The following is a 21,994-nucleotide window of genomic DNA, read 5'->3' on the forward strand; positions in this document are numbered from 1 at the left end:
TTAAATTGTATATTACTAAATACCCTTATCAGAGAGGATAAAACATGTCTATAACATAGAAAAAAAAGAGCATGGGTCCATGCTCTTACAACGAGATATTACTTTAGCCACTTGATAGCTGTAATTTTAGTGCCTTCCCCAACGACGGAATCGATCGTAAAATCATCCATCAGCCTTTTCACCCCTGGAACTCCTGCTCCCAGTCCGCCTGAGGTGGTATATCCGTCTTCTAAGGCAAGCTTAATGTCCTTAATCCCCGGTCCTTTATCAACGGCAGTGATTCTCAAACCGGTTTTGTTTTGTTCTTCTATATGTTCTAGAATAATATTCCCTGGAAGAGCATATAAATATATGTTTCTTGCTAATTCAGATATTGCTGTAGTAATTCTCGCTTGATCGACTATGCTGAATGAAAGTTTTCTCGCAGCATCCCTGCCCGCCTGGCGGGCAGCCACAATATCCCACTCGCATATGATAGGAATATTCATATGTGAGGTCATTGTACACCACTTTGATTTAAGATCTGAATACCCTTTTCTAAGTCGATGGCAGTATTTGCCTCGTTTAAATCAATACCAAGCTCAATCAAGGTAATAGCGACGGATGGCTGAATTCCGGTCAATACTACCTGGCTTCCCATTAAACCGGACATACTTACTATGTCACCAAGGACCTTAGCAATAAATGAATCAATCATATCTAAAGAAGTCAGATCAATCACTACTCCGCCAGCGGTTGTCTGATGAATTTTTTCGAGAAGATCTTCCTGTAATTGTAACGCGCTTTGATCATCCAATTCAATTTGAATTGAAACAAGCAAAAGATTATTAAGCTTTAATATAGGAATTCTCATACGTGTTCCCCCTCGCTTACACTAGTCCATTTTACTACACTTTTTGCAAGCTAAGTAAGATCGTACCAAATTTTTTTTATCTCGGATACAAGAGTTTGTATATTACCATAAATTCCCTTTCACAAGTTTAAACAAACGTACATTATGTATTGGTTTTAATTACTTGATGCTGTATTTTTTTATGAGTCAGTTCTTTTGAAACAACTTCTTTAAAGTCATCGTTTTTGGGGACAAATTTTGAATTCTGAAGGACTGCATCATCCAGATTGTTAGTTGGTGCGGCTTGCCCATTCCATCGTTCCATATATGTTCTTCCCTCCCTTTTTGTTCAGTATTAAACAAGACCTTAAAAAAATACACTCCTTTTTTGAAAATGTTTCTAAAACCGGATAACGTGCCGCCAACAGAAGAAACTATGAAAAAGGAGTGCACACTGTTTATGTTTGATTTCCCGCTCATACAAACTAATTTTTGGGATGGTGTGATAGCCGTTCCTATTGTCATGGTCATAACTCAAGTATGCAAAATGGTATGAAAGGTTCCTAAGTATTTGATTCCCTATTTTACTCTCGTGATTAGCCTCGCGAGATTGTTGTTCTTTAGTCGTCCTAATCATTTTTAGGGAGCCTTGTTTATGGGCTATTCTTATGGATATAGAGCAATCGGTACTCACTCATCGCTGAAAAATAGCAGAGGCCTTTCGAAATGATAGCATTACACTTCTAAAACTTGACTAGTTTCTGGCCCGAGGCTTACCAGGGTTGCACTCAGGCTCCTCTAATTTTGCGGACTCTGCGAGTTTGGACAAATAATAACATTCTTCCCGTGCCATATGGTCAGCCATTAATACTGAAAATGTACCCAGTACATAATCAGAAAGCCTCAGTTCTTCTACTTCCTCTAGAAACATTTTAAAAATCTCAATTTCTAGCTTTACATCTTTATTCATTTTTTCTAGAGCAGGAAAGCTGGTAATATTCGCCCTTAGATAGCCTGTCAGCTCGATAGCCTTAAGATAAAATTGTTCGAATGTCTTTTCAAATAGAGCGGTCTTATACTTTAGATCTTTTTCTGTCGAATCTAAAGTATCATGGATACCCCCGGCATGGCCCGAGGCATCCAGCAGCCAAAGCAGATGATGATGAAGTTCGTGAAAAACAGGCGGCTTCTCGTCTCTTTCTAAGAACCTAATTATTAAAAGGTACTCTTCTAATTCATTAACCATATGGTTGATAAAAGTCGGAGTCAAATGTATCGTAATTCTCCCTAAAACATGGCGGCGGATTATAGAGAGCTTGAACTCGCGAAAATTCAGGGACAGCTCTTTAGCCATCTTCGTAAAAGGAACCACCTCTTCAGGTTCCAGGTTTTTGGCAGCATTCAGCAAGTCGTCATATCTCTTCTTAAAAAATTCAGCCTTTACAATGTCCTCTTTCTCCTTTGGTGCCAATGATTCTAAAATAAACCTGCTATGGTCACCCAGAACTTGCAGCCAAAAGGTATGTTCAAACACAGCTTCTTTTAAGTTGCTCACACGTTCTCCCTCCATTCTAGCCCTGCTTCCTTATATTCTATAGATGCACAAGCAGGAATATTTCTAAAAACAAAGCTTGTGTGGAGAAACCTGTATGTATCATGTGAGCAAGTTCAGCTGCTTTAAGAGCAAAAATGATAACAACCTGAGCAGCTTATGATCAGCTCCTTCTAATTGACAGCATTAATGTGAGGGCAGTAAAATAGCCCGCATTTGCGGGCCTTAGGCAGTTATAGTTGGTTTATGTGCTTCCAAGTACAGAAAAGTCCATTTATGATTCTGTCCACTATAGTCTTTTCTGTAAAATAGCCTCCGTGTGACAGTGGATTCCAGCTTGTCAGCATATTCCCTGAATTGATTTGTATGTCTTCCGTTACTGCTTTTTGATAGCTTTCATTAAGTCCCTTTAACGGGAAAGACAAAATATCGTCTCTATCATAAAAATTAATCCATTCACCTGATAGATCCGGGTACCACTTTTTTTGCTGTGGCGGAGGAATTATCACCGGTCTATTAAAATCCGAATATCGAAGGCTCCAAAGTGGCAGAGACGTGCCCATTGAATAAAATAACGACAGTGTTTCCCCTCTTTCTAATGGAGTTTGCAGGCTTGGATTTGAAGTGAGGTTATATTGGAGATCGTAGAAGTAATTGCTTGCGATCACCGTACCAAGACTGTGGGAAATCACACATAGAACGGAATCCTCTCCTGCTTTTGCTGCCAGCCATTGTAATGATTCCCTGACCTTTTCGTGGACTCGGTAATAATTATGGGTGTTTGATTCCACAGGCTGATAGGCGATGGCATCCCCAAGATAGGATATGATGAATCTCCTAAGCTCCTGGAAATGTAAGTCATATGCCTTTACTGAGCTTTCGAATAATTCCTCCTCCCGTTTTTTAAACACATCGGCCCAAAAGATAGGTTTAATAACCAGCTGCTGTGACTCATTCGTGATATGTCTTGTTTTTTGGTAAAAGTCATATTGAAGCTGCTTGGCTATTTCTTCTGCGTACTCCTCTAATTGATTTCCCATTCCATGAATGATGGCAACCGCTATTTTTTTTCATTCAAGTCCTCCAGCAAAATGATAATGATAGGTATTCACATTATCTAAAAAAAATAATAACCTGGCAAATGCCAGGTTAAAAGTTTTACTGTTGTATCGTTTTATTGTAATAATGCACTCCATATTGCGAGCCTTCATCCACCATTTTATTATCTTCAATATCATGAGGGTCAGGAAGTCCAGCCTTTTCAACCGGCAGACTATGATTTTGTGACTTTGAAAGCATTCCACGAATTTTACTGTTCATATCCTGAGCTTTTAGTTTAAATTTAACCCGTTTTTCTTTATCCATCAGGAAATAGGCTGCCACCCCAGCGGCAAGAGCCGGTACCAATACATTTTGCTTTCTCATGCTATCTTCCCCTTCCTACTTTTAGCTTATATATATCTGTCTCTTCTTTCTATTTTCCCCATTTGACGGTCTTCAAACTTTTTCATAATGTTTCTTATAAAGACATCAAGAATCAATCCGGATAATACAATGTTTCAATAAGCTTTAGAGGCACAGCGTTAATGATCGCAGCCGGTTTGTGTCACAAGTTCTTTCTTTTTTCTTTTGCGCCCATTACATGTAAAATTAAATAAATCCTACAAAAAAGATGAAGGGAGAATGCAGATGATCAGCCTGGATCATATAGTTCATGCCGTACATAATAGGAAATCAGCAGAGAGCTCCTTTATCCGACAAGGATTTCATGTCTTTGAAGGAGGAAAACATGAAGATTGGGGAACAAGTAACAGTTTATCTTATTTTGGCAGCAGCTATATAGAGTTTATATCGATCGACCAGGCAGAAAAGGCGGCTATCAGCGAGAACCCTCTAATTATGCAGTTGACTAAGAAAGCTGACGAGGGAGTTTATCAGACTGCCCTAAGAACCGATAATATTGAAGGCGACGCTGTAACCCTAAGTAAGCTTGGGCTGCAAGTAACCGGCCCTTTTTTGGGCAGCAGAAAAACTGAAGAAGGAAGCACGCTTTCTTGGAAAATGATGTTTGTGTCCTCTCCACACTCTACATTTGAACTGCCATTTTTTATTGAGTGGAATCAGCCAGCACATTTGAGAATTGACCGGATGAGGAATGAAGGGATTATTAAAGACCACACGAATGGCGCCCGGCAGATCAGTAGTGTCTTTTATGCAGTGAAAGATATAGGATCCGTGCTGCCAAACTGGAATAAATGGTTCAACACTAAGAAAATAAAGGCATATACGAACAGCCAGGAATTGAATGCCATTTGTACAGAAGTAAAAATAAGCGATGCAAGCTTTACTTTCTTTGAACCTAAAGGGGAAGGCATGATCAAGGAAATTATTAAACATCAAGGGGAAGGCCCTTTCGGAGCTGAATTTAAAGGGGCGAATGGAAGTTCCGTTGTTCATGTTCTAAGCGGGGGATATTACAGCTATTAGAAAAAGTGCCAGGATTATGATGATAATCCTGGCACTCTCTGTTATGCTGCGATTATGCTAGTCGGATGGCTGCCTTCATTCTATAAAGGCTCTATCTTAGTAAGCCAAACATTCTTCGCTAAAAGAAGCCACCGTTCTCCGCTTTTCTACTTCCCGGTAAACCTCAAATATATATGATAGAGAGCCGATAAGCCTACCAGCCAATAAATCGTATCTACAAATGAAGGCATTGTACTGAATATTTCTGTAACTAGATTAAAACCAATTGCTTCAAACAGCCAGTTAAGACCGCCTATGACTAATAGAACCCAGGAAAGATTGTATAAAAATCTCATGAAGTAACCTCCTTATACGGAAATTGAGAGCGCTTTCCGTATATTGTATTCTTCATGATTTAAGTTTGACAGCCTATAATGAGTACATAGAAAATAGGGGGTGCGGACAAGCATTTCTATCGAGACATAACGGGACATATCTACATTGTCAGGAAATTTGCCTGAGAAGTTTTTTGGGGAAAACAGGGGATGGGCGCCCATTCCCTGTTTCTTTGTTATTTCTCGTTACGGAATGTTCTTTTCGATGAAGCTGGACCCATTGCGTCAGATAATGTATCAATTTTTCGTTTATCTCCAGTCTGGTATCTTCCGTCCTGCATCCTATTGTTCCCACCCTGATTTTTGGCCATGTCTTTCACCTCTTTTCCTTTAATTCGATGATTTATTTAGAAAAAAAGACTAAAGAATGTTGTTCTTTAGCCTTCCCCATTTTTACTCATATCCAGTCCATCTTACAGGCGATCTACCTACAGACATGATCAGCTAAGTCTATTCTCAACATGGCTGCACACTTCATCCGCAGTGAGGCCATTTGCCTCAATAACTGACCCCTGGATTGCAGCATCTGACATTCCCATAACATTGGAATCAAGCCCGGTAATTACACAGGCATCGCAGCCTTGTGCATCAGATTCCTGCTTTAATTCCACTACTTCATGGCCGCGGCTGCGCAATGCTTCAGATACATTCGTTAAAGATTCTTCTACTCCAATTCTTGCCATGATAACACCTCCTTACGTATGTAAATTGTCCCAATATACCTTAAACTATTCCTGCTAATTATAAAGTCCGATTGCTCTGGAGACAGTAAGGGTATGGAGGTGGATATATCATATGAACAAAATTAAGCAAGACGCTTCTACAGCCGGTCTTAGTTCATCAAAAGTAAAAGGTCAGGGAACCACCAATCAAGAGACTGGATCCATTGAGATGGGTTCATCCAGGAAAAAACAAAAAACACATTCTAAATAAATAAAGCTGGCTCTGCGGCTGGCTGTTGATGATCAGCCGCTGCCTGCCCATTTATAAACTGCTTTCTCCTATAAATACGGTATACATATACTATATAGATTGAAAAAGTGAGAACCGAGGAGGAATTATAATTGTCTAAGGAAAATGTAGATGATTATTTACAACAGGGGATATACGGACAAAAGGAGCTTAAACCTGAGGAAAAGCGAAAATTCCTGGGCACCTATAGAGAGAGAGTGATTGTTGCCCTTCTGGTCGGCCAGGTCGCGGAAAATCAAGTATATACAGATATTGAAGCTGCGATTAAGAAGTATCCTCAGTCTTCCCTTTTATTGAATGGGGAAATCTCATATTCCCACTTAAGTAAATATGTTAAACTCGCCAATCAGCACCATATTCCCTATAAAGTCGTTTCAAACCTTGAAACGGATACGGACATCGGGCTTGTCCTTGCTTCTAAAAATGCGATTGATATAAAGGACATTTATGTAAACAAGCATAAACCAGCTGTATTCCAACCATCGAAGAAGCAAAAAGGAAAGGGCATATTTTCAATTTTCCGCAGAAATAAATGAGGAAAATAACGCGACTGGTTCTGTAGAGTTTTACCATAGTTCGATGGACTTCGGACTTCCCATATTGTTAAACAGATTGTTCGCACCCTTTGTATTGCGGGGCGATTCGGGGAGTTTTTTTTACTGCGGAAAAACCACTCAGATTTCTGGTAAGTTAGCCAAATCTTATTGGAATCCGTGACTATTTGTTTGATGGCCAAAGACAATAATAACGGATAGTCAAGGTATGTATGGGGCGAAAAATATCCAGCAAAAATTGAAAAGGACCACATCGGGTCCTTTTTCGTTCATAGGTAAAAATATCATGGCAGCAATGATCATTTACATGGTATGTGAATAAATATGTTCGCCGATCTCTGCTTCGCGCTTGAATAACCGAGAATATACTCCATCCTCAGAATCAAGCAGGAACTCGTGGCTTCCTTCATTCACTACAAGACCATTTTCCATAACAATGATCCGGTTAGCGGATAATACAGTAGAAAGACGATGGGAGATGATGATGACCGTCTGTTTCTGCCTTCTCTCTGCAATAGCTTTATTGATTTGTGTTTCAGTTATTGGGTCTAACGCGGAACTTGCCTCATCCAATAATAGGAAAGGTGAATTTTTAACTAAGGCCCTTGCAAGGGACAACCTTTGTTTCTGCCCTCCTGACAGAAGGCTCCCCCTCTCTCCGACTCCTGTATCCAATCCAAGCGGAAGGGATCGGTAAAATTCCTGTAAACCGCTGTCATAGAGAGCGTCAATTAACTCTTGATCTGTTGCCTCTTTATTGGCGATTCTTAGATTTTCTGCCAGAGTCCCATTTCTCAGCTGAATGTCCTGAGACACAATCGCAAATTGGGAACGGAGCCAGCCGGCATTCAATTCTGTTATCTCCATACCGTCCAGAAGTATCTTCCCTTGATCCGGTTCGTATAGGCGCAGGATTAAATCGACAATGGTTGATTTCCCGGAACCACTTGGGCCGACCAGAGCAACCGCTTCCCCCGGAGACACTCTAAATGAGATGTTCTTTAACACTGGCTGATTTTTTCCAGGATAAGTGAATTGTATGTTCTTGAATTCTAAAGTACCAGCAAGATCTTGAATGGTTCTGCCTTCTGAGGTTTCAGCGCCTGAAACTTTTTCTGAAAGTAAATGTTCAGAACGGTCAAGTGCTGGGCCGGTTCTCCGAACAGAGAGCCAGTTTCTTAGCAGCCTTTGTATTTCGTTGGCAGCAATTGTCACGAGTCCGCCGGCAGTAAGCATCTGGCCGCTTGTGAGCTCTTTGTCCCAGATGAGAAAAACACTAATGGCATAAACGGCTGCTAAAACAAAGCCATTAAAGCTCCCAATTACTACAACCGATTTCATTCTGGCAATTAATTCTTGTCTTGCTTCAATTACAAATGACTTCCTGATTTCTGCTACACTATCAATTTCTGCTTCGGACACTCCCAAAACGCGTGACAAGTGAATGCCCGTTACAGATTCCCGCAGTCGTTCGAGATACCTTGAAGCCTCCCTTCTGGCATTGGCAGAGGCACTTCTCATCTTTGAACCGACAGCATTTGAAGTGTAGTAAAAGAGCACACCGAGCACTACACTTGCAATCATTAAATAAGGATGAATCCATAGTAATACTAAGCTGTACAGGATGACTCCCTGAACAGCTGCCATAAACGTGGAACCTTCCCACGCCAGGAAATTATGAAGGGTATCAGGATCATCTGAAACCCTGGCAAGCAGTTCTCCTGTCTGGCTGTTATGAAAGAACGAGAAAGGCAGGATTTGAAGATGGGTGAATAACCGCAGCTTCTGCCAGTTGGTTACGGACTTTGCTACATGATGGCAGAAATATTCATCAATGACCATCAGAGTCAGATCGATAATCCCTGCGAATACCAAAAGCCACATCAATCCCCATAATAAGCTGTTCGATTCATTCGGAATAATGGAGTCAACAAGCCAGCTTAACGCAAGGGTTGGGATCAATGCGGAGAAAACCTGGCTTATAGCAATAACCGTGGCGTCTGCAAATACCCATTTTTTGTGAGGCTTTAAGAACCGAAGGACTCTTTTTCCATCCCCGGACTTTTTTGGACCGGCTGCTATTTGGCTCATACTGCACTCTCCTTTTCAAGCTCACTGTACTGGGCCATATATAATTGATAATACTGCCCTCTTAACGCAAGCAATTCTTCATGTGTACCTTCCTCAGCAGCGATCCCTTTATCAAGCAGAATGATTTTATCTGCATTCCTGACAGTAACCAGCCTGTGCGCAATCGTAATGGTGGTTCTTCCTGGTATTAATTCTTCTAATGAAGCCTGAACCTTTTCTTCTGTTTCTCCATCGAGTGAGGAAGTTGCTTCATCAAAGATCAAGATAGGAGGATGTCTTAGTATTGCACGGGCAAGGGCCACCCTCTGTCTTTGCCCGCCTGACAGTTTAAGACCTCTTTCCCCTACAATAGTTTCATAGCCATCGGTGAGCGATGAGATAAGTTCAGTCAATCCTGCTGCCTTGCATGCGTCATCAAGTTCACCTTGAACTGCATCGGGCCGTCCGTACAGGAGATTCTTTCGAAGGGTGCTGTTCAGGAGGAAAGTTTCCTGAGAGACGACTCCCACCTGCTTCCTAAAGGAATTCCGGTTATATTCATTCAAATGTTTATCGTCAATATATACACGGCCTTTATCCGGATCAAAAAGACCAAGAAGTACTTGGACGAGGGTGCTTTTCCCTCCTCCGCTGGTTCCTACTATACCTATATGGGTGCCGGATTCCATGTGAAGATTGACTCCCTTTAAGACATAATCCTCTTTCCCAGGATACTTAAACCAGATATCCTTCATCGCAATACTGCCTTTAACCTGACCAATGTCTGGCAGATTATCTTTATGCTCCTGCGGCAGATCAAAATACTCATAAATCCGTTGAAGCGCAGGAATAGCCTGTTGAATAATCAAAGCGTTTTCTGCAAGTGAACGGACCGGCATGAACATGATCGGAATAAAACTAAGAGCCGCCACAAGGGTTCCGATTGAAATTTTATCCTGCCAGACGGATAAGCCTCCGATGAGCATAACCACACCGGGGGTAGCAATATTAAAAAGATTCCCGAGCCGCCAGTTTACTTTTCCAATCAAAGCAAGACGGATAGAAAAGTTCTTCCATTTTGAGAGTTTGTCTTCCTGGGTCCGGATCTCCGTATCTTGGGTCTGGAAAGTTCGGACAAGCCGGATGGATTCAATGCTTTCCTGAAGATGGCTGTACATATCAGCACTCATATCCCTTTGGATTGCCCCCATTTTCCGGACCTTCGTACCAATTTTAAAGGAAGGATAAAGATAGATGGCAAATACCCCCACCATGACAACCGCCGCCGGCCAATATAAGGAAATGACAGCAGAAAAGGCAGCAATCGCACTAATTAATTGCTGTACAAATCTAGGAATGACCGTATTATTTAAATTCTGAACAGATTCTACATCATGTGTCAGTCTATAAAGCATATCACCCCTGGGGGCGGTCGTAAAAAAAGACATCGGCGTCTTATGCAAACGTCTAAATGCCCTCAGCTGCATATCTGTAATTACATCAAGTCCTATTCTCACCTGTAATAATTCCTGCAGAGATTCAAAAACAACTTTAATTAGGAAGGATAACATCACTCCGGCAATCATCCAGCCAATAATCCGGCCAGAAGTGTCTGATACAAGTCCATCTACTATTCTCCCTGTCAGAACGGGCGGGAAAATGGTGAATACACCTCCGACTAATGAACAGGCAAATGCAATCAGCAGTCCTCTCCAGTATGGTTTAAAATGCATGAGTGTTTCCTTTAATAACTTCATATCTCTAGGCCCCCTTTTCAAGCAACAGCCTATATTTTAGCATATTTTTAAATATTTTCACTATTAAATTAGTCGAAAAGTTTTAACTTTTTTGCCAATTCCATCTTCTTATCCTAAGAAAGCGCAGTTAAAAAGACCCAGCCTTTTGTTTTTCTGACAGGCATAAGTGTGGCTTGCATCATTTATACCTTGTTTACGGGAGGCCGTAATACTGGTCATTTTTACATGCGAAAATGGGATTAACAAAGTATTATAACTATTTTAATGATATGCTGTAATAGAAAATTAAGGAGGAAAGGATGCGGAATTTATGAAAGGCATTTCAGCAGGAGATCTTTATCAATTGTATTCAGTAACAGATCCACAACTATCACCTGATGGCGGTAGAGCCGCTTTTGTACAAACGATCGCCGACAAAGACCATTCATACATATCTAATATTTTTATGCTTGATTTAACTGTTCATACTTCGAATCAGTGGACTTTTGGCACGCACAAAAATTTCTCCCCTCGCTGGTCACCGGACGGCAGTAAATTAGCATTCCTTTCGACCAGATCAGGCAAAACCCAAATATATGTTATGGATAAAAATGGAGGGGAAGCAGAATGTCTTACATCTCTCACTAATGGGGCCAGCCAGATTATTTGGTCTCCCTGTTCTTCAAAACTTCTTTTCTCCAGCGGTGTTTCATCAGGTGAGCCTTATTTAGCCGCCGAACAAAACAAAAGCGAAGAAGAAAAAACGGATAGACATGCGGTCTATAATAAGGTCCGCTATAAATCAGATTCGTCCGGCTATCTAAAGGACACCTATCAGCAGCTATTTATCTTAGACATAGAAACAAAAGAGCTCAACAAGCTTACCGAAGGAGAGTGGGATTATCTCCCCTCTGACTGGTCACCTGACGGAACCGCTATTGTTTATTCAGCAAGCGAAGATGAAGACCGTGACTATTCTATTATCTCTGATGTTTTTATACTTCATCTCGAGACGAAAGAAAAAACAAGGGTGACAGGCGGCACAGGCTATTTTTCCGATGCCAAGTGGTCGCCCGACGGTAGATATATCTCATTGATAGGTCATGAAAAAGAATATAAAGGGGCCTCTCTTCCAAGAATTTGGCTCTATGATACCGAAGCAGGCTCACTCGGTTGCCTCACGTCCGGATGGGACGCTTATATAGGCGATGTGGCTATTGGAGATTTTCATGTAGGAACCTCAAATACGAGGCTACAGTGGACATCTGATTCCATAGGGTTTTATTTTGTTATCAGTGATCATGGAAGTACAGGGGTTTATTACGGAACCGTTGAAGGAGCGATGTACCCTTCACGGCTGGAGTCTGAACATATTTATGGCCTTACAATCCATCCCGATACCCACCAGGCAGTTTTGGCAATCAGCCATCCAACGAATCCAGGAGATTTATATTCCTTGAATCTTAGCGATGGAACTCTGGAGCAATTAACTCATGTTAACCAGTCATATCTCAATCATATTACTCTGACACCTGCTGAACCGATTTCCTGGGAAGCTGAAGATGGAAAAAACCTTCACGGCTGGATTATAAAGCCGCTGAATTACGAACCGGAGCAGAAATATCCGCTCATACTAGAAATACATGGAGGGCCCCATGCCATGTATGCGAACACCTATTACCATGAATTTCAGACTCTGTCTGCACAAGGTTTTACCGTCCTTTATACAAACCCGCGAGGCAGTCATGGGTATGGCCAGGAATTTGTTGATGCGGTGCGCGGCGATTATGGAGGAAGCGATTATACAGACCTTATGTCTGCCGTCGATTATGCTTTATCAGCCTGCCCATTTGTAGACCAAGAAAGGCTTGGAGTGACAGGCGGCAGTTATGGGGGCTTTATGACCAATTGGATCATCGGCCGAACGAACCGTTTTAAAGCTGCTGTCACACAGCGCTGCATCAGTAACTGGCTCAGTTTTTACGGAGTAAGCGATATTGGCTATTATTTTACCGAGTGGGAGCTAAAAGGAAATGTAATCGATGACCCTGAACTGCTGTGGAATTTTTCTCCTCTTAAGTATGTTTCGAAAATAGAGACCCCGCTGCTTCTGCTTCACGGCGAAAGAGATTTCCGGTGTCCCATTGAACAGGCAGAGCAGTTTTTTGTTGCTTTAAAAAGACAAAAGAAAGAGGCGGTCTTAGTCTCCTATCCCGGCGAAAATCATGAAATCACACGAAGTGGAAAGCCTTTAGCCCGCATCAATCATACTGAACAAATCAAGGACTGGTTCCTTAAATATTTAAATTAAGCAGGTACAGCGATTACAGAAGTAATCGCTGTACCTGCTTAAACTTCCTTATGTAAGCTGTGTCCTCTCCCCGTTTATTAATGTACCAACACTTTCACCCTCACATAATTTTTTAATTGATTCCTTTTGGTCAAAGTTAAAAATATGCACAGGTAAATGAAAGTCTCTTGCCAGCAGCAGAGATGACTGATCCATGACTTCTATGTTATTTTTCACAACGTCATTATAATTCAATGTCTTATACTTCTTCGCATCGGGATTATTAAAGGGATCACTCGTAAATACACCATCCACACCCTGCTTAGCTACTAATATAGCGTCACTTTCCATTTCAATAGCCCTTTGGACACTCGGGTAATCCGTCGTTACAAAAGGCTGGCCATTCCCTCCTGCAAATATTACGATATACCCTTTATTTAAATGGTGTACGGCCCGCAGCCGGATATACGGTTCAGCAACTGTTGAAGCAGGAATGGAAGTCATTACCCGAACCTCTTTATCTGTCTTACTTTTTAAGACCCCCCTCAGCATTAAACTATTAATGATGGTGCCCAGTGTACCAATATTGTCAGCTTCCACCCGGTCTATTCCCCATTGGCCGGCAAGCTTCCCCCTAAAGATGTTCCCGCCCCCTACAACAAGAGATACTTCGACTCCGAGATCAACTGCCGATACGATCTCCTTCCCTATATGATCAAGCTTAGCCGGATCAAAGCTGTTGCCATTTTGATCAGCTAATGCTCCACCACTCAATTTAACTAGAATTCTTTTATACTTCGCCATCTTTAAAACTCCCCCTTAAAAAAAGCTCTGTTTAACATGGCTGTTGGTTGCAGCTAGCAGGCACTCGTTTTCCGCGGGGCGGACCGGGAGCCTCCTCGGCGTTGACGCCTGTGGGGTCTCCCTTGATAGAAAGGCGCAGGACGGTGACTTTCAAGGTAGTTCTTTTATAAGAACTGAGGTGAAGAGTCTGGTTAAAAGCCACATCTAAGAGAAAGTCAGACACCTGACAGGCATAAGATGAGCGCCATCAAAAGGCTGCTTTTGCCTTTTGATGGCGATTGGCTTATGACCGAAGGTGTCAGTCCGGAGCTGGACAATACCTGCTTTTCCCGCAGGAGTCTCGCATATCCGTTCCAATCAACATCGTGCAAAAATTAACAATGACCTTTAACATAGCCTAAAAAAAGAAGCAAATGCTAAATGCATTTGCTTCTTTCAGATAAATATTGGAAGTGAATACGCGGATTGGGTAGACAACACTTTAATCATACCATTCACTTCCTTTCAAAATTTTTCCTAAAACTCATTATATAGGCAGGCAAGGGGAAAGTACACCACTTTTTTCAGATGTTGATTGTTTTCGTAACGATCAATAAGACGGACATTCTGATCTTTCTTAATACAGAAATTCAGAAGGATTAAGATTTAACATTCTGCAGATGTCCGATACCATCTGCTGTTCTTCATAAGAGAAGTCCCCATCGGCATAACCGACAGCCACACAATATCTTACAACCAATTTAGCAAGATCGGGCTTGCTCCTAAGCTTATGCAGCTTCCCTAATGCTTCTTCTTTTCCGCGATAATGGTCACGGGTCATATTGCCGACAAAATAATCAAATTTTGATAAGGCCTTGCCCGGACCGAATGAACTTAACTCAGGGCTTTGGGTAATAAATTCTTGTACTTTTTGCTTTTCAGCATGCTCAAGCCTTCCATCAGCCATAGCTACCAGAGCAAGGCCGGCTACAATACCATCAAGTGATTCTGCCGTTTTATACTGCTGAATAACATTCTTTGCCTGGTTTTTTAGAGTATCCGTGATACGTGAAATTTCCGATTGGCCCGGTTCCCAGGAATGATTGCAATTCACGCAAGTCAGCTTTAATTTATTTCCTCCGATAAAACCGCCCAAGAGACCTATTGGTCCAAGTACCAGTCCTCCTATAGCCGCCTTGCCAAGCCCAAATCCTTTTTTGCCGGTCATTATATTCTGTGATCCGCATCTAGAGCAGGTAAATCCTGAACCAGAGGAATGTGAAGGTCCAGTACCTTGCATTGGATTATGTACAGAACCACCCATAGGCCGTCCGGCAGGCATGGTATTATTGTAGGACTGTTGAGGAGTGAAGCTTCTTTGAGGCTGTTCCTGCTGATAGGACGGTGCAGGATTTGATCCAAACGCATTCCCTGTTACAGCAGACGGAGAGGGCTGCGGGCTCTCTACTTCAATCCCGAAATTATGGCAAAGAGCAGCAAGACCTCCGCTGAATCCGCTTCCAGTAGCAGAAAATTTCCATTCTCCCTTATAACGGTATAGTTCTGCCACTACAACAGCCGTTTCTACCGAAAAATCCCGTCCTAAATTATACTGCACCAATACTTGCCCGGAAGGTTCATCCAAAGCCCTTACATAGGCGTTTTGTACCTGGCCGAAGTTCTGCCGTCTGCTTTCTCCTTCATGAATGGTGATCGTAAAAGCAATCCGGTGTACATGCTGAGGGACACGTCTTAGGTCTATACGTATCTGCTCATCATCCTGCACTCCCTGGCCGCTTCTATTATCCCCGCTATATATAACAGACCCTTGTCCGCCCTGAGGATTATTATAAAAGACAAAATCCTGCTCACCTGTGACCTTGCCATTCTCTGCTAAAAGAAAAACAGAAGCGTCCAGGTCCATCCCGCTTTGAGAAGGATCCCACCCAAGACCTACAAGAAGGTTATTAAGTCCAGGTTGTCCTTTAGTCAGATCCACCTTCTGGCCCTTGCTTAAAGAAACAGCCATATTATCCAGCTCCCTTTGCTATTCAAAATGAAATCATGATTACGTTCTTTTTTATTATGTCTTCACACTTTTTACGTAATAGAAGTTAAAAAGTTTCATAATTTTTATGATTCATTAAAGGTCATGCTTCCTTATATTCCAGAAATTCTATCCTGTTTCCAAAAGGGTCATTTACAAAAAATCTTCTTCTGCCCTCAATGGGCTTATCTGCTATTATTTGAATGCCGCTTTCAACCAAGTGCTGTTCAAGATCATCTAAGTTCGTTACAATCAGAGCGGGATGGGCTTTCTTAGCCGGATTAAAAGGTTCCTCAATCCCAATATGGATTTCCTGGTTTCCACACCGGAACCAGCAGCCTGCAGGGCTTAGCGTTTCCGGTTTTGGCAGTTCTTCCATCCCTAGTATTCCGTTAAAAAAACGTCTTGCTTCTTGTTCACAGCCAGCCGGAGCGGCCAACTGAAAATGATCGATTCCTTCAAAATTAAACATATCTCAGTACTCCCCTTTTGTTTATTTATATAGTTTAATAAATATCCTTTTTTGTAAATACAGTGAAAGATATAACCAGGGCAAGCAGCCACCAGACAGTGAGGACCAGGAGTGAAAAGGATAGAGTCATTCCTTCGATAGGCGGCGGGCTGCCATTTAAATAATCAGTAAGCCTCATGTTTAACATGAAAAAATACTTGGCCGATGTCCATGACGAAACCATATTGCTCAGGATTGCACCGGCAATCAATAAGGCCAGAATAATCCCCATTCCAGCAGCAGTGCTTCGAATCAGTACGGAAACCATAAAAGAAAGAGTACCTACAACAACAGCTGCAAACCAGACAACCCCAAAATCCATTAATATAAATTGCCACTGAGGAATAATGCTTGCCCCAGAAGAATCGAATCCCGCTTCTGTGATCCTGAAACCTGAAAAAGCCGGGGCCGTCCAGCCCTTATATCCAAACACCACTCCAGAGATCAAATAAGAAACCAACCCCATCATCGCAATGATTAAGGATATGGCCAGAAGCAGAGTGATATACTTGCTTAAAAGGATTTTCCATCGCTTTACAGGGCGGGTGAGGAGCAGTTTTATGGATCCCATGCTGAACTCCGACGAAACTAAATCACTGGCTATTACCATGATCATAAGCGGCAGAAGCAGATCTATCGAGTTCTCCATAAATTCTTTGGTAAAGCTCGGAGCCCCCGGTTCGGCTGGATTAATATCATTATCTAAATAATATTGCTGCTGTTTAACCCGCACCTCCAGCTCCTTTTTAAAATCATCCGGAATCCGGCTGTTGGCCAGCCTGTTCTGGGTATCGATAATCTGCTGCTGAAGAGTGGTTCTCCAATCAGTTGTGCCAAGTTTCTTCAACTGTGTCTGCACCGTTTGATATTGAGCATATGTAAACAGAACCACTAGGATGGCTAAGATTCCTCCGACCACAATCAGCCTTTTTCTTGCGAGTAGCTTGAGCATTTCATTTTGAATAAGATTATTCAATTCGATCACCGCCCGTAAGTTCTAAGAATAAATCTTCAAGAGCAGGAAGCCGGCGGTTCATTTCAATAATCCGGACTCCTGAATTTACCAGCTCACGGCTCCACAGGCCTGCTTTATCGCTGTCAAATTCAGTTATGAGGCTGTCTTCCGCCTCTTGCACCTCTGTAAAAGTTCCAAGGATCTCTTTTGCCTGCTGGAAGGGTTCCACCCTCCATATCATCCTTTCCTGTGATGAAAGCAGTGCCTGTACAGTATCAGTCTGGATTACAGCTCCTTTTGATATAATGGCGACCCTGTCACATAGCAATTGAATCTCACTTAATAAATGACTGGATACGAGAACACTCAACCCTTCATTTTTAGCTAATTCCCTGATAAACTGCCTCATCTCCCGGATTCCAGCTGGATCCAGGCCATTTGTCGGTTCATCAAGGATTAACACTTTTGGTTTTCCAAGCAGTGCCTGTGCTATTCCAAGTCTCTGCCTCATTCCGAGAGAATACGTCTTGACTTTGTCATGGATTCTTTCACTCAGTCCGACAAGATCGATGACTTCTCTTAATCTTTCATTTCGGAACCCAGGAATCATCCTTGCAAAGTGTACTAAATTGTCATATCCCGATAAAAAGGGATACAGCTCCGGGTTTTCCACAATGCATCCTAAGTGCATCATGGCTTTTGTAAAATCAGTCTGAAGGTCATATCCGCAAATGCTGATACTTCCGGAAGTGGGCCTGATTAATCCTGTCAGCATCCGGATTGTAGTTGTTTTTCCGGCTCCGTTGGGACCAAGAAATCCAAAGACTTCGCCTTCATAGAGTTCAATATCTATCCCCTTGATAATTTCCTTCTTTCCTATTCTTTTCTTTAAGTCTTTCACCGAGAGTGTGATCAAAGCCCTTTCTTCCCCCTTACCATGTAAGCAATGCTGCCACTCGTTCTGCAATCAAACGGTATCCCTTAGCATTTGGATGAAAATGATCTGAATAAAGATAATCATTCACTTTTAGTTCAAACAAATCAAAAGTAGGAACAAAAACGGTTTTTGGCTTCTTTGCCGCAGTTTCTGCACTATTAAAATTCCACTCTCTAACAACCTGAGACGTTTCTTTACCATTATCAAGTTCAATAAAAGGGTTATACAACCCGACAAGAAAAATGACAGCCTCTTTATTCGATGACCTGACTCGCGATAAAATAGCATCCAGGTTTCTCAGATATTTTTTCTGAATGGATTTGATGGCTGCAGGCTGGAAATCTGCCAGGGTCTGGCCGCCCTGAAACAAATCGTTACCTCCAATTGTGATTAAAATATAGTCTGCTTCCTTCAGCTGTCTTGTGACAGAATAGGTTTTAACTTGAGCGAGCAGCTGATCGGATTCCTGTCCGCTAATTCCAAGGTTTTGTACGATAACCGGCTTGTCAGATTTGGCTTTCATCTCATCTGTCAGATAGCCGATATACCCTTTGCCCGTCTCATCCCCCATTCCTCTCGTTAACGAGTCGCCAATGGCTACCACTTTAAGGTCCTTTTCATTATTGACAACTGAACTCTTTTTACTATTGCGGCTGGTATCCTTTATGTCTCCAGCCTTCACATTAAGATTATTTTGGACAGCATAGACAAACCCACCCAGCCATACAAGGAGCAGGACCGCTGAAATGGCTGTAATGATAATGGATAATGATTTTCTCAGAATAAGCACCTCACTTAAGTAAATCTCTTACTTCCATTAAATCACAAACCCAATCAGAAAAAAAAATTTAAACAATATACAAATAAAAAAAGCTAACCCTCCTCGGGCTAACTTATTTTCACACTAATGTAAATTGTTTCCGGGTCCCTCCGATATTTCTGATAATGCATAACCTGCCTGTGATTGTGTCTCATTATCGACAGCAATATCTTTGAGAGAAATGATCCCCGCTAGCTTTCCTCCTTGAATAACAGGGAGCCGTTTGACCTGTTTTTCAGCCATTAATCTAGCAGCGTCCTCAATGCTCATATCAGGATCAGCCGTGTACAAGTCCGTACTCATAATATCCGTAACCTTAGTAGACCCCGGATGCTTTTCTGCTACGCCTCTTACAACAATGTCGCGGTCAGTAATCACTCCCACAAGGCGGTCTTCCTCTAATATGGGAATAATTCCGACATCCTGATTCTTCATTTTGACTGCAACCTCAAAAACATTATCAAGAGTTGTACAGTAATCAACAGTAGAAGACATATAATCTTTTACAGATTTCATAGAATACCTCCAATCTTCATTTCCATGTTAGTGTTGCCGCTGACTTTGTTATTATTCCCCACTAATCTCCTAAGAAACCCTTATTTTTAACATGTGAAGCTAAATCGCTTTATCTTTATTCATTAAGGCTATCACCTTTTCTTTGGGCTTCCAGCAATCAAACTGATACTTTGGATTTGTTTCAAAACCCAGCCTGGAGCAAAGGTAGCGCATTCCTCCAGCTTCCTTAACAGATTTAAAATGAATGCATGACGCACAACAATGATATTTTTTCATAGTTCCTCTCCGTACCGGTTTTTTACCTCTATTGTCCTTTAACCCATGCCTGATATCAACAAAAGCTTTTTTACCCTCGCTACGGAATCTCGCCTTACCTTAGTTTCCAGTTACATGCGCGGGTCTGCCGGAGCTAAATTTCTCTTCCCGTAAAACCCCGGCTACATTAAAATGGAATTTGATCTTATCTTGAAGGAGCCTGAGTGAATGAAAACGAAAGTATTAGCCTACATAATCCGTAAAAAAAATGAAAACTTTGAACTCTTGATACATTGTCATCGCGATTTTCCTGATGCCGGGCTGCAGGTACCTGCTGGGACGGTGGAAGAAAATGAAGTGCTGGAAGCTGCCCTTTTTAGGGAAATAGAAGAGGAATCCGGACTCAATGATGTCAAACTCCTGCAAAAACTCGATCATTATGTTTTTACAAATCCTGAGAATAATGAAGACCACGATCGCCATGTTTTTGTGCTGAAAGCAGCCGATGATACAAAAACAAGCTGGGATCACGTGATAACAGGCAGTGGTCAGGATCGTGGTTTGGTTTTCTGCTATTCATGGCACCCTGTCATGGATTTACCATACTTATCCGGCAGACAGGCTGAGAGTCTGCACCTGCTGCTCGAATTATTAGAAGACGAAAATAGAGCGTGGTAGCACAGGGTCTTAGCTTGTGACATTAGGGTTTTTTATTAGTACAATGAGATTTGGTTATCCTATCACGATTCTGCTATATTTCACTTCATAGTCTTTTACAAAGGCTATTTTCGCAAACTTTGTTGTTATTGAACATGGGGGTTGATTGGAACGTGAGGATGCTCGCGGACCTTAGGGGCGGGCGCCCGAGCCTCCTCGGCTTCGCCTGTGGGGTCTCACCTGATCGAAAAGCGGAGGACGGTGCTTTTCAAGAAAAGATCCATCCAAAAGCTGAATGATGATCTTTTTTATTAGAGGCAAGACGCTAAAAGAAAAGCAGACACCTGATAAAGAAGACTTGCTGATTGGCAAGCGATAGCGAAGACAGAAGCTTAGTCGCCCTTACCACGCTCCAACCGCCACGTCCTGTGGCCCCGCCTGGCTCGCACATCCTGTGCTTCGTGCGATAGCCCGGCATAAGACGAGCGGCAGTGAAAGGCCGATTTTGCCTTTTAATGGCGATTGGCTAGACCCGCGGTGTCAGTCCGGAGCTGGACATACCCGCTGCTCCCGCACAGAAAAGCGGAAAGCGGTGCCTGTATAAATATTAAACGCTCAGTGATAATCCAAATTGATATAAAATTCTAAACAAATTGGCAGGCAGAGACCCGATAAAGAAGACTTGCTGATTGGCGAACGACAGTGAAGACAGAAGCTTAGTCGCACTTATGCGTCAGCCAAGCATAAGACGAGCCGGCTGTGGGGAGTGCTTTTCTCCCCATAGACGGATTGGCTTATGACTCGAGGGTCTAAAGCCTTGAGCTGGATCAAGGAGTCTCGCACCTTACGTTCCAATCAACCTGTTTAACAATAGGATAGGTTCACCGAACTATAAAACACAACAATCTTTTAGAAAAGAGCCTTTACAAAATTAGATAGCCAGCATTATTTAAACGATCTGCTTTGGCCCTTTAGTTGTATTTCATCTGTTATTCACTATTTTTTGGAAAAATCAACGGATTTATGTACCTATCTATATTTTCCATCTTACATCTAGGCCAATAATAGGTAATTTAATACGATATTTTATGTATGAATCGATTTTAGTTTCGTTTAAAATCCTTATGCTTAACTCTGTGGAATTTTATGCTTATCATTTGGCGGTTTATGCTTGTGTTCATGAGTTTTATGCTTATCTTTTTAGGGTTTAAGCTTATCCTTTAAAATCCAATGCGGATGTTTTTGGCTTTATGATTATCCTGCAGCTTTTATGCTTTTCTTTTGACCAATATGCTTATGTCATATGCGCCATTAACATACAACCATAGGAAATTTATGCTGCTGGAAACAAATTTTGTCCTTCATCACCTGGATGAAGGACATTTCCTTGAACTCATTCACTGATTTTGTCCTTCATCGCCTTTATGAAGGACGTTTTAAGGCCGCCGGGTACGAGTTTTGTCCTTCATCGCCCGGATGAAGGACGTTTTCTTGAACTCATTCACTGATTTTGTCCTTCATCGCCTTTATGAAGGACGTTTTATGCTGCTGGAAACAAATTTTGTCCTTCATCACCTGGATGAAGGACATTTTCTTGAACTCATTGACTGATTTTGTCCTTCATTGTCTTTATGAAGGACGTTTTA

Annotated in this window: 24 protein-coding genes; 5 read left to right on the forward strand and 19 right to left on the reverse strand. The window is 41.9% G+C overall.

The genetic code is table 11. The features are described 5' to 3' along the window. Positions 1-98: 98 nt before the first annotated feature. The 6 genes from CUU66_RS02755 to CUU66_RS02780 all read right to left on the reverse strand — a co-directional run bounded on the left by CUU66_RS02755 (position 99) and on the right by CUU66_RS02780 (position 3,809). Positions 99-500 carry an anti-sigma regulatory factor gene (locus CUU66_RS02755; RefSeq protein ID WP_101640153.1) on the reverse strand — a complete coding sequence of 134 codons (402 nt, stop codon included), beginning with the start codon at positions 498-500 and terminating at the stop codon, positions 99-101. After that, a complete protein-coding gene (locus CUU66_RS02760) occupies positions 497-853 on the reverse strand; it encodes an STAS domain-containing protein (RefSeq protein ID WP_101640154.1) in 357 nt (118 codons plus the stop codon). The genes CUU66_RS02755 and CUU66_RS02760 overlap by 4 nt, the downstream gene beginning before the upstream one ends. Positions 854-995: 142 nt before the next feature. Then, positions 996-1,157 carry a hypothetical protein gene (locus tag CUU66_RS23945; RefSeq protein ID WP_180955135.1) on the reverse strand — a complete coding sequence of 54 codons (162 nt, stop codon included), beginning with the start codon at positions 1,155-1,157 and terminating at the stop codon, positions 996-998. A 429-nt stretch (positions 1,158-1,586) separates the two neighbouring features. Then, entirely contained in the window at positions 1,587-2,387 is an 801-nt protein-coding gene (locus CUU66_RS02770; protein WP_101640179.1) for a DUF2935 domain-containing protein, read from the reverse strand. Positions 2,388-2,617: 230 nt separating this feature from the next. Next, positions 2,618-3,424 (reverse strand): chemotaxis protein, encoded by an 807-nt coding sequence (locus CUU66_RS02775; protein WP_101640155.1) that lies wholly within the window; start codon positions 3,422-3,424, stop codon positions 2,618-2,620. Between the two features lie 118 nt (positions 3,425-3,542). Then, positions 3,543-3,809, reverse strand: a complete 267-nt coding sequence (locus CUU66_RS02780) for a hypothetical protein (protein ID WP_101640156.1) — start codon at positions 3,807-3,809, stop codon at positions 3,543-3,545. A gap of 264 nt (positions 3,810-4,073) precedes the next feature. On the opposite strand from CUU66_RS02780, the gene CUU66_RS02785 reads away from it, so the two are divergent. Then, the gene (locus CUU66_RS02785; RefSeq protein WP_180955136.1) at positions 4,074-4,871 is read left to right on the forward strand and encodes a VOC family protein; all 798 of its coding nucleotides are present in this window, start codon (positions 4,074-4,076) and stop codon (positions 4,869-4,871) included. A gap of 146 nt (positions 4,872-5,017) precedes the next feature. On the opposite strand, the gene CUU66_RS02790 is transcribed toward CUU66_RS02785, so the two are convergent. From CUU66_RS02790 to CUU66_RS02795, 3 genes are all read right to left on the reverse strand, one after another. Next, positions 5,018-5,206, reverse strand: a complete 189-nt coding sequence (locus CUU66_RS02790) for a DUF378 domain-containing protein (protein ID WP_101640158.1) — start codon at positions 5,204-5,206, stop codon at positions 5,018-5,020. Between the two features lie 215 nt (positions 5,207-5,421). Further along, entirely contained in the window at positions 5,422-5,556 is a 135-nt protein-coding gene (locus CUU66_RS24670) for a hypothetical protein (RefSeq protein ID WP_257967879.1), read from the reverse strand. Positions 5,557-5,685: 129 nt separating this feature from the next. Then, positions 5,686-5,928, reverse strand: coding sequence for a YkuS family protein (locus CUU66_RS02795; protein ID WP_101640159.1), 243 nt, complete (start codon positions 5,926-5,928; stop codon positions 5,686-5,688). A gap of 112 nt (positions 5,929-6,040) precedes the next feature. Here CUU66_RS02795 and CUU66_RS02800 point away from each other — a divergent pair, with 112 nt between their 5' ends. Next, positions 6,041-6,178 carry a YuzL family protein gene (locus CUU66_RS02800; protein ID WP_101640160.1) on the forward strand — a complete coding sequence of 46 codons (138 nt, stop codon included), beginning with the start codon at positions 6,041-6,043 and terminating at the stop codon, positions 6,176-6,178. A 131-nt stretch (positions 6,179-6,309) separates the two neighbouring features. After that, complete coding sequence (locus tag CUU66_RS02805) at positions 6,310-6,753, forward strand: YueI family protein (protein WP_101640161.1); 444 nt, start codon at positions 6,310-6,312, stop codon at positions 6,751-6,753. Between the two features lie 321 nt (positions 6,754-7,074). On the opposite strand, the gene CUU66_RS02810 is transcribed toward CUU66_RS02805, so the two are convergent. Continuing rightward, complete coding sequence (locus tag CUU66_RS02810; protein ID WP_101640162.1) at positions 7,075-8,862, reverse strand: ABC transporter ATP-binding protein; 1,788 nt, start codon at positions 8,860-8,862, stop codon at positions 7,075-7,077. Next, positions 8,859-10,598 (reverse strand): ABC transporter ATP-binding protein, encoded by a 1,740-nt coding sequence (locus tag CUU66_RS02815; RefSeq protein WP_101640163.1) that lies wholly within the window; start codon positions 10,596-10,598, stop codon positions 8,859-8,861. Before CUU66_RS02815 ends, CUU66_RS02810 begins: the two co-directional genes overlap by 4 nt. 310 nt (positions 10,599-10,908) lie before the next feature. On the opposite strand from CUU66_RS02815, the gene CUU66_RS02820 reads away from it, so the two are divergent. Further along, a complete protein-coding gene (locus CUU66_RS02820) occupies positions 10,909-12,888 on the forward strand; it encodes a S9 family peptidase (protein WP_101640164.1) in 1,980 nt (659 codons plus the stop codon). A gap of 48 nt (positions 12,889-12,936) precedes the next feature. Here CUU66_RS02820 and pyrH read toward each other — a convergent pair whose 3' ends face one another. The 8 genes from pyrH to CUU66_RS23950 all read right to left on the reverse strand — a co-directional run bounded on the left by pyrH (position 12,937) and on the right by CUU66_RS23950 (position 19,712). Continuing rightward, positions 12,937-13,671: a UMP kinase gene (gene pyrH / locus CUU66_RS02825; RefSeq protein WP_101640165.1), complete on the reverse strand. Its 735-nt coding sequence runs from the start codon at positions 13,669-13,671 to the stop codon at positions 12,937-12,939. A 616-nt stretch (positions 13,672-14,287) separates the two neighbouring features. Further along, positions 14,288-15,679 carry a TerD family protein gene (locus CUU66_RS25185; RefSeq protein WP_101640166.1) on the reverse strand — a complete coding sequence of 464 codons (1,392 nt, stop codon included), beginning with the start codon at positions 15,677-15,679 and terminating at the stop codon, positions 14,288-14,290. Between the two features lie 121 nt (positions 15,680-15,800). Next, positions 15,801-16,169, reverse strand: coding sequence for a VOC family protein (locus tag CUU66_RS02835; RefSeq protein WP_101640167.1), 369 nt, complete (start codon positions 16,167-16,169; stop codon positions 15,801-15,803). A 34-nt stretch (positions 16,170-16,203) separates the two neighbouring features. Further along, on the reverse strand, positions 16,204-17,184 hold the full coding sequence (locus tag CUU66_RS02840) for an ABC transporter permease (RefSeq protein WP_101640168.1): 981 nt from the start codon (positions 17,182-17,184) through the stop codon (positions 16,204-16,206). Next, positions 17,177-18,079, reverse strand: coding sequence for an ABC transporter ATP-binding protein (locus CUU66_RS02845; protein ID WP_101640169.1), 903 nt, complete (start codon positions 18,077-18,079; stop codon positions 17,177-17,179). Before CUU66_RS02845 ends, CUU66_RS02840 begins: the two co-directional genes overlap by 8 nt. Before the next feature lie 16 nt (positions 18,080-18,095). Then, on the reverse strand, positions 18,096-18,881 hold the full coding sequence (locus tag CUU66_RS02850) for an SGNH/GDSL hydrolase family protein (protein WP_101640180.1): 786 nt from the start codon (positions 18,879-18,881) through the stop codon (positions 18,096-18,098). A gap of 123 nt (positions 18,882-19,004) precedes the next feature. After that, positions 19,005-19,436, reverse strand: coding sequence for a CBS domain-containing protein (locus CUU66_RS02855; RefSeq protein ID WP_101640170.1), 432 nt, complete (start codon positions 19,434-19,436; stop codon positions 19,005-19,007). Positions 19,437-19,535: 99 nt separating this feature from the next. Further along, entirely contained in the window at positions 19,536-19,712 is a 177-nt protein-coding gene (locus CUU66_RS23950; RefSeq protein WP_180955137.1) for a hypothetical protein, read from the reverse strand. A gap of 207 nt (positions 19,713-19,919) precedes the next feature. On the opposite strand from CUU66_RS23950, the gene CUU66_RS02860 reads away from it, so the two are divergent. After that, the gene (locus CUU66_RS02860) at positions 19,920-20,369 is read left to right on the forward strand and encodes an NUDIX hydrolase (protein ID WP_101640171.1); all 450 of its coding nucleotides are present in this window, start codon (positions 19,920-19,922) and stop codon (positions 20,367-20,369) included. The last annotated feature ends 1,625 nt before the right edge of the window (positions 20,370-21,994 follow it).

The sequence above is a fragment of the Peribacillus deserti genome (genome assembly GCF_002863585.1).
GTDB lineage: Bacteria > Bacillota > Bacilli > Bacillales > DSM-1321 > Paraperibacillus > Paraperibacillus deserti_A.